At 68.1% G+C, this 14,128-nt stretch carries 16 protein-coding genes; 9 read left to right on the top strand and 7 right to left on the bottom strand.

The window, feature by feature from the left end; genetic code table 11:
- Positions 1–23: 23 nt before the first annotated feature.
- On the top strand, positions 24–881 hold the full coding sequence (locus tag BMX96_RS09295) for a D-amino-acid transaminase (RefSeq protein WP_091845221.1): 858 nt from the start codon (positions 24–26) through the stop codon (positions 879–881).
- A gap of 24 nt (positions 882–905) precedes the next feature.
- Here the strand turns inward: BMX96_RS09295 and BMX96_RS09290 are convergent, their stop codons facing one another.
- The 3 genes from BMX96_RS09290 to BMX96_RS09280 are packed head-to-tail and all read right to left on the bottom strand — an operon-like array spanning position 906 to position 2,067.
- Complete coding sequence (locus BMX96_RS09290) at positions 906–1,163, bottom strand: hypothetical protein (RefSeq protein WP_139210029.1); 258 nt, start codon at positions 1,161–1,163, stop codon at positions 906–908.
- A complete protein-coding gene (locus tag BMX96_RS09285; protein WP_091845219.1) occupies positions 1,160–1,771 on the bottom strand; it encodes a DUF5671 domain-containing protein in 612 nt (203 codons plus the stop codon). Before BMX96_RS09285 ends, BMX96_RS09290 begins: the two co-directional genes overlap by 4 nt.
- Positions 1,771–2,067 carry a DUF1244 domain-containing protein gene (locus BMX96_RS09280; RefSeq protein ID WP_073127442.1) on the bottom strand — a complete coding sequence of 99 codons (297 nt, stop codon included), beginning with the start codon at positions 2,065–2,067 and terminating at the stop codon, positions 1,771–1,773. The genes BMX96_RS09285 and BMX96_RS09280 overlap by 1 nt, the downstream gene beginning before the upstream one ends.
- 148 nt (positions 2,068–2,215) lie before the next feature.
- On the opposite strand from BMX96_RS09280, the gene pyk reads away from it, so the two are divergent.
- The 4 genes from pyk (at position 2,216) to rplT (ending at position 4,623) form a co-directional block, all read left to right on the top strand.
- Positions 2,216–3,664, top strand: coding sequence for a pyruvate kinase (gene pyk / locus BMX96_RS09275; protein ID WP_073127440.1), 1,449 nt, complete (start codon positions 2,216–2,218; stop codon positions 3,662–3,664).
- 16 nt (positions 3,665–3,680) lie between these two features.
- Positions 3,681–3,923, top strand: a complete 243-nt coding sequence (locus BMX96_RS09270; protein ID WP_073127438.1) for a hypothetical protein — start codon at positions 3,681–3,683, stop codon at positions 3,921–3,923.
- A gap of 117 nt (positions 3,924–4,040) precedes the next feature.
- On the top strand, positions 4,041–4,241 hold the full coding sequence (gene rpmI, locus BMX96_RS09265) for a 50S ribosomal protein L35 (protein ID WP_073127436.1): 201 nt from the start codon (positions 4,041–4,043) through the stop codon (positions 4,239–4,241).
- Positions 4,242–4,257: 16 nt separating this feature from the next.
- Complete coding sequence (gene rplT, locus BMX96_RS09260; protein WP_073127434.1) at positions 4,258–4,623, top strand: 50S ribosomal protein L20; 366 nt, start codon at positions 4,258–4,260, stop codon at positions 4,621–4,623.
- A 104-nt stretch (positions 4,624–4,727) separates the two neighbouring features.
- Here the strand turns inward: rplT and BMX96_RS09255 are convergent, their stop codons facing one another.
- Both BMX96_RS09255 and BMX96_RS09250 read right to left on the bottom strand, forming a co-directional pair.
- Entirely contained in the window at positions 4,728–5,666 is a 939-nt protein-coding gene (locus BMX96_RS09255) for a pirin family protein (protein ID WP_091845218.1), read from the bottom strand.
- 355 nt (positions 5,667–6,021) lie between these two features.
- Positions 6,022–6,756 (bottom strand): dienelactone hydrolase family protein, encoded by a 735-nt coding sequence (locus tag BMX96_RS09250; RefSeq protein ID WP_236737015.1) that lies wholly within the window; start codon positions 6,754–6,756, stop codon positions 6,022–6,024.
- A 124-nt stretch (positions 6,757–6,880) separates the two neighbouring features.
- Between BMX96_RS09250 and pheS the strand changes: the two genes are divergently transcribed.
- The 4 genes from pheS (at position 6,881) to pheT (ending at position 11,268) form a co-directional block, all read left to right on the top strand.
- Entirely contained in the window at positions 6,881–7,957 is a 1,077-nt protein-coding gene (gene pheS / locus BMX96_RS09245) for a phenylalanine--tRNA ligase subunit alpha (RefSeq protein ID WP_091845217.1), read from the top strand.
- Positions 7,957–8,253: a YrhK family protein gene (locus BMX96_RS09240; protein ID WP_091845216.1), complete on the top strand. Its 297-nt coding sequence runs from the start codon at positions 7,957–7,959 to the stop codon at positions 8,251–8,253. Before pheS ends, BMX96_RS09240 begins: the two co-directional genes overlap by 1 nt.
- Positions 8,254–8,320: 67 nt before the next feature.
- Complete coding sequence (locus tag BMX96_RS09235) at positions 8,321–8,566, top strand: hypothetical protein (RefSeq protein ID WP_091845215.1); 246 nt, start codon at positions 8,321–8,323, stop codon at positions 8,564–8,566.
- A gap of 305 nt (positions 8,567–8,871) precedes the next feature.
- Complete coding sequence (pheT, locus tag BMX96_RS09225) at positions 8,872–11,268, top strand: phenylalanine--tRNA ligase subunit beta (protein ID WP_091845213.1); 2,397 nt, start codon at positions 8,872–8,874, stop codon at positions 11,266–11,268.
- A 214-nt stretch (positions 11,269–11,482) separates the two neighbouring features.
- Here the strand turns inward: pheT and BMX96_RS09220 are convergent, their stop codons facing one another.
- Positions 11,483–12,223 (bottom strand): SDR family oxidoreductase, encoded by a 741-nt coding sequence (locus BMX96_RS09220; protein ID WP_073127418.1) that lies wholly within the window; start codon positions 12,221–12,223, stop codon positions 11,483–11,485.
- A 10-nt stretch (positions 12,224–12,233) separates the two neighbouring features.
- Positions 12,234–14,015 (bottom strand): IlvD/Edd family dehydratase, encoded by a 1,782-nt coding sequence (locus tag BMX96_RS09215; protein ID WP_091845212.1) that lies wholly within the window; start codon positions 14,013–14,015, stop codon positions 12,234–12,236.
- Between the last annotated feature and the right edge of the window lie 113 nt (positions 14,016–14,128).

The following is a 14,128-nucleotide window of genomic DNA, read 5'->3' as shown; positions in this document are numbered from 1 at the left end:
TCAACAGCCCAAGGAGCCAGCCCATGTCGCGCACCGTCTACGTCAACGGCGAATTCGTCCCCGAAGCGGACGCCAAGGTGTCCGTTTTCGATCGCGGCTTCCTGTTCGCCGACGGTGTCTACGAGGTGACCAGCGTGCTGGGCGGCAAGATCCTGGATTTCGCCGGCCACGCCGCGCGGCTGGAACGGTCGCTGGCCGAGCTGGACATGCCGATGCCCATGGGCGCGGACGAACTGCTCGATATCCATCGCAAGCTGGTGGCCGACAACGGGCTGGATGACGGGCTGATCTATCTGCAGATCACGCGCGGCGCGGCGGATCGCGATTTCGCGTATCCCGATGCCGACACGCCCCAGACGGTCGTTCTGTTCACGCAGGAAAAGCCGGGCCTGGCCGACGCGCCCATGGCGAGGCAGGGCATGAAGATCATCTCGATCCCGGACGAACGCTGGGGCCGCCGCGACATCAAGACGGTGCAGCTGCTCTACCCGTCCATGGGCAAGATGATGGCCAAGGCCGCGGGCGCCCATGACGCCTGGATGGTCGAGGACGGGCACGTGACCGAGGGCACGTCGAACAACGCCTACATCGTCAAGGACGGCACCATCATCACGCGGCACCTGGGCAACGAGATCCTGCACGGGATCACCCGCGCCGCGGTGCTGCGCTTCGCCCGCGAGGCGCAGATGCGCGTCGAGGAACGGTCCTTCACGCTGGAGGAGGCGGCCGCGGCCGACGAGGCGTTCATCACCTCGGCCTCGACTTTCGTCATGCCGGTGGTCGAGCTTGATGGCGCGCCCATCGGCGATGGCACGCCCGGCCCGGTGGCCGCGCGCCTGCGCGAGATCTACCTGGACGAGTCGCGCAAGGCCGCCGTCTAACCCCGGTCCTTCAGCGAATATCGGTCAGTCCCGGAATTCGGGGCTGGCCAGGATGGTGCGCGCCTTGCGCCGCACCTGCAGGTAGGGCGTGCCGTCCACCATCAGGATATGCAGCGCCGCGGCCTGCGCCGTGGTCAAAGCGCCGGGCGCGACGTCGATGCCGTAGCGCGACAGGCGATCGGCGACCGACCGTGCCAGCTGCGGCGACGGATCCGCCGACAGCGGTGCCGACAGGGTCAATGCCACCGCCAGAACCGCGCCAGTTGCAAATGATCGCCTCATGCCCCTTCCTCCGTCTGCGCCGGGGCGTCCTCGGCCAGATCCGCGCGGTAGTAAAACCCGACCGCCACCGCCGCGATGCCCACCGCCAGCGCCTTCAGCGCCACCTCGGCCCCCAGCCCGCCGCCAAGCAGCAGCGCCAGGACCGCCACCAGGTCGGCTAGGATCACGATCGACGCGCAGAACAGCGCCGCGTAGGCAAAGATCTTGCGCATGGGGCTGTCGCGTTCGGACCCGCGCGCCCGCCGGTCCAGCGCCACGAAGACCGGTGCGAACACCGCCAACGCGGCGATCCGCCATTCGGCGCGCATCCGCCCGGTGTCGCGCAACGCCCACTCGATCGCCTCGAACGCCAGCGACACGGCGTTCACCACCACGACCACCAGCGCCACGAAGGTCAGGCCGTAAAGAAACGCGTCGCGCCCCGATACGAAAGGCTGCGGGCGCGGGACGGGGGGCAGGAAATCGCCCCGGTGATAGGCCCCGAGCGCCCGGTCGATATCGCGTCCGGGCCAGCCCGCCGCCTGCAGGGCCGATGCGATGTCGGCCCGGTCGCGCCCGGCCGACAGGGCCGCGTTCACGAACCGGTCCAGCTCGGCCCGGCGACCCATCAGTGGCCGGCGCCGGCCTTTTCGAAGTCGGCCTTCTGCGCGTCGGTCGCCTCGGTCTGGTACATGTCGCGCCACACGTCGTAGGGCATGCCGTAGAAGGCCTCGCGCGCGGCGTCCTTGGTCATGGCGATATCGCGCTTTTCGGCCTCTTCCTGGTACCAGCGGGCCAGGCAGTTGCGGCAGAAGCCCGCCATGTTCATCAGGTCGATGTTCTGCACGTCGGTCCGTTCGCTCAGGTGCTGGCGCAGGCGGCGGAACGCGGCGGCTTCAAGTTCGGTTCTGGTCGATTGATCCAAGATTGTCCCCTTTTCTTCTTGATTGGATGCTTGGCTTTTAAGCTGGGGAGCCTCCCGGGACCCGTCAACCCCGCGCCGCCGGTTGCGGGCCTGCGGGAAAGCCGCCATAACCGGGTCAACCTGTCCGACGCTAACGGAGACTTCCGCCATGAGACGCCTGCGCAAGATCAAGATCGTCGCGACGCTGGGCCCCGCTTCGAGCGACTACGACACGATCCGCGCGCTCTTCGAAGCCGGCGCCGACGTGTTCCGCCTGAACATGAGCCACGGCGAACATTCAGACATCGCCGAGCGGCACAGCATCATCCGCCAGATCGAGAAGGACACCGGCCGGCCGATCGCCATCCTCGCCGACCTCCAGGGTCCCAAGCTGCGCGTGGGCGTCTTCGCCAACGGCCAGGAGGAACTGAGCGAGGGCCAGGACTTCCGGCTGGACCTGGACGATACGCCCGGCGACGCCACCCGCGTGCAACTGCCCCATACCGAGATCTTCGAGGCGCTCGAAGACGGCGCGACCCTGCTGGTCAACGACGGCAAGATCCGCCTGAAGGTCAAGGATTTCGGCAAGGACTACGCCAATTGCGTGGTGACCGTCGGCGGCACGATCTCGAACCGCAAGGGCGTGAACGTCCCCGATGTCGAGCTGCCGCTGGCCGCGCTGTCGGAAAAGGACCGCAAGGACCTGGATTTCGTGGCCGATCTCGGCGTCGACTGGCTGGCGCTGAGCTTCGTGCAGCGGCCCGCCGACGTGGAAGAGGCCCGCACGCTGGCCCGGGGCCGCGCCGCCGTTCTTTCCAAGATCGAAAAGCCCTCGGCGGTGAAGAACTTCGACGCGATCCTCGAGGCGTCGGACGGGATCATGGTGGCGCGCGGCGACCTGGGCGTGGAACTGCCGGTGCAGAACGTCCCGCCGATCCAGAAGCGCCTCGTGCGCAAGTGCCGCGCCGCCGCCAAGCCGGTGATCGTGGCCACGCAGATGCTCGAGTCGATGATCGATTCGCCCATGCCCACCCGGGCCGAGGTCTCGGACGTGGCCGCCGCCATCTACGAGGGCGCGGATGCCGTCATGCTGTCGGCCGAATCCGCCGCCGGCAGCTACCCGATCGAGGCCGTGAGCACGATGAACAACGTCGCGGTCGAGGTCGAAAGCGACCCCACCTACCGCGATGTCATCAACGCCAGCCGCGGCGGCGACAAGCAGACCGTGGCCGACGCCATCGTCTCGGCCGCGCGCGAGATCGCGGAAACCACGGACATCCAGGCGATCTGCTGCTTCTCGCAATCGGGCACCACGGCATCGCTCGTCGCACGGGAACGCCCGCAGGTTCCGATTCTCGGCCTCACGCCGGTCATGCGCACCGCCCGCCGGCTGTGCCTGACCTGGGGCATCCACTGCGTCCCCACGGGCGAGGTCGGCCGCTTCAAGGAAGCCGTGCTGAACGCCGTCGCCGCCGCCAAGTCGGAAGGCTTCGCCACCGAGAAGGACCAGATAGTCGTCACCGCCGGTGTGCCCTTCGGCCAGGCGGGCACCACCAACATCCTGCGCGTCGCGCCGTGCGACGACCGCCTCATCTACCCGCAGGACCAGAACGACTGACCGGGCGGGCCGCGTCGTGGACGGGCTGATCGACATGCATCCCGAAACGGCCGTGATCGTCGGGCTGTTCGTGGCGCTGCTGGCGCTGCCTTCGTGGCTGTCGGCGCGGGTGGACGCGCGCCGGCCGGTCCTTGCGCTGACCCTGGCGCTGGCGGGCGGCGGGCTGGCCTGGTGGGGCGCGGGCCGTCTGCCCGGCGGGCTCCAACCCGCCGAACTGCCCGACATGCTGTTCCGGGTGATCGGGCGGCTGCTGAACTGACCCCCGCCCCCTTGCCAAGCTGCCGGCGCTTGCCTATACGGCGCGCTCCAACCGGCGCGACCGGCCGAAAGGCATGCCGAGTCGCGTCGTCACCGCCCTAACGGACAGGAGACGGAAATGCCGAAGATGAAAACGAAGTCGAGCGCCAAGAAGCGCTTCAAGGTGACCGCGACCGGCAAGGTCGTCGGTGGCCAGGCCGGCAAGCGGCACGGCATGATCAAGCGGTCGAAGAAATTCATCCGCGATGCGCGCGGGACCCAGGTCCTGAGCGAGCCCGATCAGAAGCTGATCAAATCCTACATGCCCTACGCCCGCTAATCAGGAGGTCTGACCCATGGCACGCGTTAAAGGTGGGACCACGACCCACGCCCGTCACAAGAAAATCACCAAGGCCGCCAAAGGCTACTACGGCCGTCGCAAGAACGTCTTCAAGACGGCGACCCAGGCCGTCGACAAGGCCAACCAGTACGCCACCCGCGACCGCAAGAACCGCAAGCGCAACTTCCGCGCCCTGTGGATCCAGCGGATCAACGCCGCGGTGCGCCTGAACGACGAGACGATGACCTACTCGCGCTTCATCAACGGCCTGTCGCTGGCCGGCATCGAGGTGGACCGCAAGGTTCTGGCCGACCTGGCCGTTCACGAGCCCGAGGCGTTCTCGGCCATCGTCGACCAGGCCAAGGGCGCCCTGGCCGCCTGAGCCACGATCGCGTCACGGCGTGAGAATTCGAAACGCCCCCGCAGGTTGCTGCGGGGGCGTTTTTTATTCCCGGCCACCGGGGGCTTCCCCGCCCGGAAGCGGGCTTAACGCTCCGGCAACGGGATGAACTCCGCATCGTCGCCCGGGGGCAGGTGGAAACGGCCGTTCTGCCAATCCCCGGCACGCCAGGCTTCCTTGGCCTCCTCGATCCGCTCCTTCGACGAGGCCACGAAGTTCCACCAGATATACCGCGGCCCTTCCAGGGTCTCGCCGCCGAGCAGCATCACCCGCGCGCCGCCGGGCCCGGCCTTGACCGACACGCGGTCGCCGGGCCGGAAGACCATCATGCGGCCTGCTTCGAATGTCTCTCCCGCGACGATGACCTCACCCTCGACGACGTAGATGCCGCGGTCTTCGTGATTGTCGGGCAAGGGAATGGCCGCACCGGCCGCAAGAACGGCATCGGCATAGAACATCTCGGACGCCGTCTTCACGGGGGCCCGTTCGCCCCAGGCATCGCCCAGGATCAGCCGAACCGATTTCCCCTCGCCCTCCAGCACGGGCAGCGCGTCGGCGGCGGCGTGCTCGAACTCGGGCGCCCTGTCCTCGTGGTCCTTCGGCAGGGCGACCCAGGTCTGGATGCCGAAAAAGGGCATCGGGTCGACCTGCGTGGTGTCGTCGGTGCGCTCGGAATGGGTGATGCCCTGCCCCGCGACCATCCAGTTGACCGCCCCCGGCTCGATCCAGGCATCGGTGCCCAGGCTGTCGCGGTGATGCATGCGCCCGCGGAACAGGTACGAGATCGTCGCCAGGCCGATATGGGGGTGCGGGCGGACATCCATGCCGCGCGTGGGCAGAAACTCGGCGGGGCCCATCTGGTCGAAGAAGATGAAGGGCCCGACCATCTGGCGGCGTGGGGCGGGCAAGGCGCGCCGCACCTCGAAACCGCCCAGATCCCGCGCGCGCGGCACGATGACGGTCTCGATGGCGTCCACCTCGTCTCCGGTGGGGCAGTGGGGATCAAGGGCAGGGTTCCAGCTCATCGGCTCTCTCCACGTTCTGTGATGAGGGATACTTAACCGTTACCAAACGCGCAGTAAGTCGGATTTCGGCGCATCAGACCCGCAAAAACGCACACTGCGTGACCCGCCCGCATCGACGTCCGAGCGTGACTAGCCGGCACTGCGGTCCGAGGCGGCATCCCGGCAAAGAAACTGAATGGGATGCGGCACCGATCCGTCTCGGCGGCCAGGTCGCGCCACTGCGCGACGTCGCCGCCGGATACCGAAGCCTAGCCGCTCGGGATCCGCTTGTCACATGCAGGCGCGGGGGTCGTTCCGCGAAAAAGGATCGAGGGGCCACCTGCACAGCGGCCCCTCGCAACACGTGGGCTGCCGGTCAGCTCGCCACGTCGCCCAGGAAGTCGCTGAAGGCTTCCCAGCTCTCGGTGTCCGCGCGTTCCTGGTAGCGGTCCGAGCCGATGACGGTGAAGGCGTGGGGCGCGCCGGAATAGACCTCGACCGTGAAGGTGTTGCCTGCCTCGTTCAGCGTGTTGGTGAACTCTGCCACGTCGTCCATGGTGATCGAGGTGTCGGCCGCGCCGTGCGCCACGAGGATCGGCGGCTCGTCCCCGTCCCAGCTCTGCCCTTCGGGCGTGCCCAGCCCGCCGTGGAAGGTGGCATAGCCCACCGCTTCGTCGGCCATGTCGGACCGCGCCATTTCCAGCGTCACGGCGCCGCCGAAGCAGTAGCCGATCACGACCAGCGGCGTGTCCGAGCCGTTCGCGCGGGCCTGCTCCAGCCCCGCCTCGATCAGCGTCCGCATCCGCTCGCGGTCCTCGTACAGCGCACCGGTGGCCGCGCGGCGGTGATCCACCGTCTCGGTCGGGGTCTCGTCGCCGAACATGTCCAGCGCGAAGGCGTCGTACCCCATGCCGGCCAGCATGTCGGCGCGCTGCCGTTCGTAATCGGTCATGCCGTCCCAGTCGTGCACGATCAGCACCGTGCCCTGCGGGTTCTCGGCCTTGGCCATGTACCCGGTGAAGCTTTCGCCATCGACCTCGTAGGTCACGTCCTCGGCCAGCGCGGGGCTGGCAAGCAGGGCGCATCCAAGCGCCAGACGGGTCATCATCATCGGTATCCTCCATGATTGCTGTGGGGCGGAACATAGGACCGGCCCCTGCGGCGCCCACGACTTGCGCGCATCCGCGACAGCCTGTAGCACCCGGACCGACCCTGAAACGCCCCGGGATGCCCCCATGACCGACCTGCGCGACAAATACCTCGCCCGCATCAACGACGCCTCGGAAGAGGCCGCGCTGGAACAGGTGCGGCTGGACGCCATCGGCAAGAAGGGCGAGGTGAGCCTCGCCATGCGGTCCCTGGGCAAGATGACGCCCGAGGAACGCCAGGTCGAAGGCCCGCGCCTCAACGCCCTGAAGGACGAGATCACGTCGGCCATCGCCGCCAAGAAGGCCGCGCTGGAAGACGCGGCGCTCGAGGAACGGCTGAGGCGCGAATGGCTGGACGTCACCCTGCCCGCCCGCGGCGGCGCCGGCGGACCGGCCCGCGGTTCGATCCACCCGATCAGCCAAGTCTGGGAGGAATGCACCACCATCTTCGGCGACATGGGCTTCACCATGGCCGAGGGCCCGCAGGTGGAATCGGACTGGTACAACTTCGGTGCGCTGAACATCCCCGACTATCACCCGGCCCGGGAAGAGCAGGACACGTTCTACATGCACCGGGCCGAAGGCGACGACCGCCCGGCCCACGTGCTGCGCACCCAGACCAGCCCGGTGCAGATCCGGTCCATGGAAAAGCACGGCGCGCCCCTGCGCGTCATCTGCCCCGGCCGCGTCTACCGCGCCGACTACGACCAGACGCACACCCCCATGTTCCACCAGATCGAAGGCCTCGCCATCGACCGCGACCTGAGCATGGCGAACCTGAAATGGGTGCTCGAGGAATTCTTCACCGCCTATTTCGGCCGCACCGTGAAGACCCGCTTCCGCGCGTCGCACTTCCCGTTCACCGAACCGTCGGCCGAGGTCGACATCCAGTGCAGCTTCGAAGGCGGCACCGTGAAGGTGGGCGAAGGCGACGGCTGGCTCGAGGTCCTGGGCTCGGGCATGGTGCATCCCAAGGTGTTACAGGCCGGCGGCGTCGACCCCGACCAGTGGCAGGGCTTCGCCTTCGGCATGGGGATCGACCGCATGGCGATGCTGAAATACGGCATCCCCGACCTGCGCGCGTTCTTCGACAGCGACCTGCGCTGGCTGCGCCACTACGGCTTCTCGGCGTTGCAGGTGCCCACCCTGCGCGGCGGGGCTTGATGCGGCCCACGGACCTGTTCCGACACGAGACCCGCCAGCAAAGCGAGCGGACGAAACGCATCTACGCCTGGTTCGAGCTGGCGCATACCTTCGTCGATTTCCTCGCCGCGATGTTTTTCCTCGTAGGCTCGATCCTGTTCTTCTGGACGGCCACCGAGACGCTCGCGATCTGGCTGTTCGTGGTCGGCTCGGTCCTGTTCGGGGTCAAGCCCACGCTGAAGGTGATCCGCGAGGTGCGGATGCTGCGGGTTGGCGACATGTCGGACCTGGCCGACCGGGAAGACAACGAGCCCTGAGCCCCCCGGGGGCCTTGCGAAATCCGGTCGCATGGCAGGGCCGACGTCGCCACCCCACATCCGGTGGATGAAACTGGCAAAGATCCTATTCGTCGTCGTCACCGCCGCCCTGGTCATCGGGGGGCACGCGGGCCTGTGGCTCAGCGACCGCTACCCGGACGACCTGAAGCTGAAACTGACGATCCTGAACGCGATCGGCTGGGCCGTGATCCTGTTGCCCGCCCTGGCCGTGTCGCGCTGGGCGGCGCAGCACAGGGGGCCTAGCGGTTCCAGCTCGTCGCGGGACAACCGGACCGACCACCGACCGAGTTGACGCCGAAGGCGGAACAGTCGGTCACCTTCCCGGTGGAGAGGCGGATCTTGTGGTTGGACGATTTCCCGATGACGAGCGGCGACATGATGAGACTCGCCGCGAATACGATCAGGATTGGGCCTCTCAGACTCATGTCATCCTCCTCAACACGCTTCTGCGTGGACAAGGCCCCCGGTCACCCTGTCGTCGTCATTCCGGATAAATGTGTCGATCTTCGGGCGACGCAACGTCACTCTGCGCCGCTTTTCTTTCCCGAGCAGAGACGCTAATCCCGCGCGGCAAGCAGACAGCACGCGGGACGTAAGATGAAATTCACGCTTTCCTGGCTCAAGGATCACCTGAACACCGACGCCACGGTGGACCGGATCGCCGAGACGCTGACCGATCTCGGCCTCGAGGTGGAAGAGGTCACCGACCCGACCGCGCGGCTTGCCGATTTCACGCTGGGCTATGTCGAGACCGCCGAAAAGCACCCCGACGCGGACCGCCTCCAGGTCTGCCAGGTGCGGACCGACGAGGGCCTGCAGCAGATCATCTGCGGCGCCCCGAACGCGCGCGCTGGCATCACCGTGGTCGTGGCCAAGCCCGGCACCTACGTCCCCGGCATCGACACCACGATCCAGGTCGGCAAGATCCGCGGTGTCGAATCCCACGGCATGATGGCGTCCGAGCGCGAGATGGAACTCAGCGACGCCCATGACGGCATCATCGAGCTGCCGTCGGGCGAGGTCGGCCAGCGCTTCACCGACTGGCTGGCGGCCAACGATCCGCAGAAGGTCGACCCGGTGATCGAGATCGCGATCACCCCCAACCGGCAGGACGCTCTGGGCGTGCGCGGCATCGCCCGGGACCTCGCCGCGCGCGGCCTCGGCACGCTGAAGCCCGCGCCCGAGGAAACCGTCGCCGGCAGCTTCCCCTGCCCCGTCGGCGTCACCATCGACGACGCCGCGCTCGAGCACGCACCGCATTTCACCGGCCGCCTGATCCGCGGCGTGAAGAACGGCCCCTCCCCCGCCTGGCTGCAGGCCCGGCTGAAGGCGATCGGCCTGCGCCCGATCTCGGCGCTCGTCGACATCACCAACTTCTTCACCTTCGACCAGAACCGCCCGCTGCACGTCTTCGACGCGGCCAAGGTCACGGGCGACCTGCGCGTGCACCTGGCCGAGGGCGGCGAGACGCTCGAGGCGCTGGACGAGCGGGACTACACCTTCCAGCCCGGCATGATCGCGATCTCCGACGACACGGGCGTCGAATCCATCGCCGGCATCATGGGCGGTGCGCCCTCGGGCGTGTCCGACGAAACCACGGACGTGTTCCTCGAATCCGCGTTCTGGAACCCCGTCACCATCGCCCGCACGGGCCGCGCGCTGAAGATCAATTCCGACGCCCGCTACCGGTTCGAGCGCGGCGTCGACCCCGCCTTCACCCGCCCCGGGCTGGAACTGGCCACGCGGATGATCCTCGATCTTTGCGGCGGCGAGGCGTCCGAGGTCGTCGAAGCCGGCGCCGCCCCGCTCGAGCCGCGCAGCTACACGCTGGACACGACGCGCGTGCAGTCGCTCGTGGGCATGGAGATCGCGCCGGACACCCAGCGCGAGACGTTGACGGCGCTGGGCTTCACGCTCGACGGCGACGAGGCGCATGTGCCCAGCTGGCGCAGCGACGTCCGCGGCCCCGCCGACCTGGTGGAAGAGGTCGCGCGCGTGGCCTCGCTCACCGCGCTCCGTCCGCAGCCCATGCCCCGCGCCAGGCCCGGCGTCCCCGCGCCGATCCTGACCCCGGCGCAGAAACGCGAACAGGCCGCCCGCCGGACCTGCGCCGCGCTGGGCTTTAACGAGGTGGTCAGCTATTCCTTCATCGACCGCGAGGCGGCGACGCTGTTCGGCGGCGGCGATGACGCGACCATGCTCGAGAACCCGATCTCGTCCGAGATGAGCCACCTGCGCCCGTCGCTCCTGCCCGGGCTGCTGCAGGCCGCCGCGCGCAACCACAAGCGCGGCCAGACCGACATGGCCCTGTTCGAGGTCGGCGCCGCCTTCCACGGCGGCGAGCCGGGCGAGCAGGCGTTGCAGGTCGCGGGCCTTCTGACCGGACGCACCGGGCCGAAGGACGTGCACGGCGCCGCGCGCCCCGTGGATCCCTTCGACGCCAAGGCCGATGTCGAGGCGGTGCTCGCGGCGCTCGGTGCGCCCGCCAAGACCCAGATCCTGCGCGAGGCCGACGGCTGGTGGCATCCCGGCCAGCACGGCCGCATCTGCCTCGGACCGAAAAAGACGCTGGCCGTCTTCGGCGCGCTGCACCCCCGCGTGCTCAAGGCCCTGGGGATCAAGACACCCGCCGTGGCCTTCACGGTCTTCCCCGACGAGATCCCGCAGCCGCGCAACCAGGATGCCGCCCGCCCCGCGCTGGCGCTGTCGGACCTGCAGGCGGTGGAACGCGACTTCGCCTTCGTGGTGGACGAACGGGTCGAGGCCGCGACGCTGGTCAACGCGGCGCAGTCCGCCGAGAAGGCGCTGATCGAGGACGTGCGCGTCTTCGACCAGTTCATCGGCGGCGCGCTGGGCGAGGGCAAGAAATCGCTGGCCATCACCGTCCGGCTGCAGCCCCAGGGCGAGACGCTGAAGGACGCGCAGATCGACGCGATCTCGAAGGCCATCGTGCAGAAGGTCGAAAAGGCCACCGGCGGCACGCTGCGCGGCTGATCGAGCGGCGGTCGGCACGGACGACAAAGCGCGCCGTGGACCTCCCACGGCGCGCTTTGCTTCAGAGCGTCATCGTCCGGAACGCGCCCGCCCCGTGCCGCGCGTCGGGCCCGCGCCGTCCCCGGCTTCATCTTTCCAAAAATACCTGGTCGCGGTTGCCGGTCCGGAGGCACCGGGTCGAACGCAAGGCGCGCCCGATCCCGGTGCCGAAAGACTAGCCGCGGCCGATATAGGGCATGGTCGTCGCCATCACGGTCATGAACTGCACGTTGGCCTCGGCCGGCAGCGACGCCATGTGCAGGACCGACGACGCCACGTTCGACGCGTCCATCACCGCCTCGACCTTGTTGGACCCGTCGGCCTGCGGCACGCCCTTGGTCATCGCCTCGGCCATGTCGGTCAGCGCGTTGCCGATATCGATCTGCCCGCAGGCGATGTTGAAGGGCCGCCCGTCCAGCGACACGGTGCGCGTCAGCCCCGTCACCGCGTGTTTCGACATGGTGTAGGGCGCGCTGCCCGGGCGCGGGACATGGGCCGAGATCGACCCGTTGTTGATGATGCGCCCGCCCATGGGATCCTGCCGCCGCATCAGCCCGAAGGCCGCGCGGGCGCAGATGAACATGCCGGTGATGTTGGTCTCGGACAGGGCGCGGAAATCCTCGACGCTGATCTCGTCCAGCGTGCCGCCCTTCACGTTCATGCCCGCGTTGTTGAACAGCACGTCCAGCCGGCCCCATTCCTCGGCCACCTTGACGAAGCTCTGCGTGACCGCGTCCTCGCTGGTCACGTCGGTGGGCAGGATCAGCGCGCTGTCCTCGTGCCCCTCGGCGGTTTCCTCCAGCGCGGATTTGCGGCGGCCGACCAGGGCGACTTTCCAGCCCTGGTCGAGGAACAGGCGCGCGGTGACGCGGCCGATGCCGCTGGACGCGCCGGTGATGAGGATGGTCTGGCTCATGTCGTGTCCTTCAATGGTTGTCGCGGGGCAGGTCGCGCGCGATGCGCTGGTAGGCGGTGGCCAGTTCCAGGCAGCCGCCGTCGCCCAGCTGGCCCACATGGGTGCGGTAGATCTCCTGCCACGGGGTCTGGTGCTTCATATCGGGCGCCGTCCATTCGGACTGGCGTTCTTTCCACTCCTCCTCGGTGACCAGCGCGTTCAGCGTGGCCTCGTTCAGGTCCAGACGCACCCGGTCGCCGGTGCGCAGGAAGGCAAGGCCCCCACCCACCACCGCCTCGGGCGAGGCGTTGAGGATCGAGGGCGATTCGGACGTGCCCGATTGCCGCCCGTCGCCCACGGTGGGCAGGTGGGTGTTGCCGCCGCGCAGGATGTGATCGGGCGGCTGCATGTTCACCACCTCGGCCGAGCCGGGATAGCCCACGCAGCCCACGTTGCGGATGAAAAGGATGGTCAGGTCGTCGATCTCCAGCGACGGGTCGTTGATCCGGTCGTGGTAATCCTCGGGGCCCTCGAACACGACCGCCCGCGCCTCGTAGATCCCTTCGCTGCCCGGCGTGTCGAGATAGCGGCGGCGGAAATCGTCCGAGATCACGCTGGTCTTCATCAGCGCCGAGTCGAACAGGTTGCCCGACAGCACCACGAAGCCCGCGTTCTTGCGCATGGGCGCGTCGAAGGTGGTGATGACCTCGTGATCGAAGCTTTCGCGGTCGGCGATGTTCTCGGCCATGGTCCGGCCGGTCACGGTCATGCAGCCGCCGTGGATGCGGCCGGCCTTGGCCAGCTCGGCCATCACCGCCGGGACCCCGCCCGCGCGGTGGAACGATTCGCCCAGGTAAGCGCCCGCGGGCTGCATGTTGACCATCAGCGGCACGTCGTAGCCCACCGTCTGCCAGTCCTTCACGTTCAGCTCGACCCCCATGTGACGGGCGACGGCCTGCAGGTGCGGCGGCGCGTTGGTGGACCCGCCGATGGCCGAGTTCACGACGATCGCGTTCTCGAAGGCCTCGCGGGTCATGATATCCGACGGCTTCAGGTCCTCGTAGGCCATGGCGACGATGCGCTTGCCGGTCTCGTAGGCCATCTCCATCCGCTCGCGGAAGGGCGCGGGAATGGCCGAGCAGCCGGTCAGCGACATGCCCAGCGCCTCGGCCATGGCGTTCATGGTGCTGGCCGTGCCCATGGTGTTGCAGTGGCCCAGCGACGGGGCCGACGCGCAGGCCCGGTCGATGAATTCGTCGTAGTCGATCTTGCCCTCGGCCAGCAGGCGACGGCCTTCCCAGATCACCCCGCCCGAGCCGACGCGCTTGCCCTTGAACCAGCCATCCAGCATCGGGCCGCCGTTCAGCGTGATCGCGGGCAGGTCCATGGTCGCCGCGCCCATCAGCATGGCGGGCGTGGTCTTGTCGCAGCCGGTGGTCAGCACCACGGCGTCCAGCGGGTAGCCGTGCATCACCTCGACCAGCCCCAGGTAGGTCAGGTTGCGGTCCAGTGCGGCGGTGGGCCGCTTGCCGGTTTCCTGGATGGGGTGGACGGGAAATTCCATCGGGATTCCGCCAGCGTCACGGATGCCTGCCTTGATCCGGTCCATCAGGAACACGTGGATCTTGTTGCACGGCGCCAGGTCGCTGCCGGTCTGGGCGATGCCGATGATCGGCTTGCCCGATTGCAGCTCGGCCCGGGTGTGGGTCTGGTTCTGGTAGCGCTCGAGATAGAGCGCGGTCATTCCCGGGTTGTTGGGGTTGTCGAACCATTCCTGCGAACGAAACCGCTTGTTGGCGCGGGTATTGGCCATGTGAAATCTCCCTTGCGGACGGGCACGGCGACAGGACCGGACCCGGCATCTGATTTTTTGGTATACCAAAATTCCGGGGCACGCCACCATTGGCGCACGAATGTCGTGCGAGA

The organism is Palleronia pelagia, from assembly GCF_900110115.1.
GTDB classification, from domain to species: Bacteria; Pseudomonadota; Alphaproteobacteria; order Rhodobacterales; family Rhodobacteraceae; genus Palleronia; species Palleronia pelagia.
The sequence above is the reverse complement of the archived record's forward strand: the minus strand, read 5'-3'. Positions and strand labels throughout refer to the sequence as shown.

Coding starts and splice junctions, on each gene's coding strand:
- BMX96_RS09295 (WP_091845221.1), top strand. CDS start 24: ATGTCGCGCACCGTCTACGTCAACGGCGAATTCGTCCCCGAAGCGGAC.
- BMX96_RS09290 (WP_139210029.1), bottom strand. CDS start 1,163: ATGAGGCGATCATTTGCAACTGGCGCGGTTCTGGCGGTGGCATTGACC.
- BMX96_RS09285 (WP_091845219.1), bottom strand. CDS start 1,771: ATGGGTCGCCGGGCCGAGCTGGACCGGTTCGTGAACGCGGCCCTGTCG.
- pyk (WP_073127440.1), top strand. CDS start 2,216: ATGAGACGCCTGCGCAAGATCAAGATCGTCGCGACGCTGGGCCCCGCT.
- rpmI (WP_073127436.1), top strand. CDS start 4,041: ATGCCGAAGATGAAAACGAAGTCGAGCGCCAAGAAGCGCTTCAAGGTG.
- rplT (WP_073127434.1), top strand. CDS start 4,258: ATGGCACGCGTTAAAGGTGGGACCACGACCCACGCCCGTCACAAGAAA.
- BMX96_RS09255 (WP_091845218.1), bottom strand. CDS start 5,666: ATGAGCTGGAACCCTGCCCTTGATCCCCACTGCCCCACCGGAGACGAG.
- BMX96_RS09250 (WP_236737015.1), bottom strand. CDS start 6,756: ATGATGATGACCCGTCTGGCGCTTGGATGCGCCCTGCTTGCCAGCCCC.
- pheS (WP_091845217.1), top strand. CDS start 6,881: ATGACCGACCTGCGCGACAAATACCTCGCCCGCATCAACGACGCCTCG.
- BMX96_RS09240 (WP_091845216.1), top strand. CDS start 7,957: ATGCGGCCCACGGACCTGTTCCGACACGAGACCCGCCAGCAAAGCGAG.
- BMX96_RS09235 (WP_091845215.1), top strand. CDS start 8,321: ATGAAACTGGCAAAGATCCTATTCGTCGTCGTCACCGCCGCCCTGGTC.
- pheT (WP_091845213.1), top strand. CDS start 8,872: ATGAAATTCACGCTTTCCTGGCTCAAGGATCACCTGAACACCGACGCC.
- BMX96_RS09220 (WP_073127418.1), bottom strand. CDS start 12,223: ATGAGCCAGACCATCCTCATCACCGGCGCGTCCAGCGGCATCGGCCGC.
- BMX96_RS09215 (WP_091845212.1), bottom strand. CDS start 14,015: ATGGCCAATACCCGCGCCAACAAGCGGTTTCGTTCGCAGGAATGGTTC.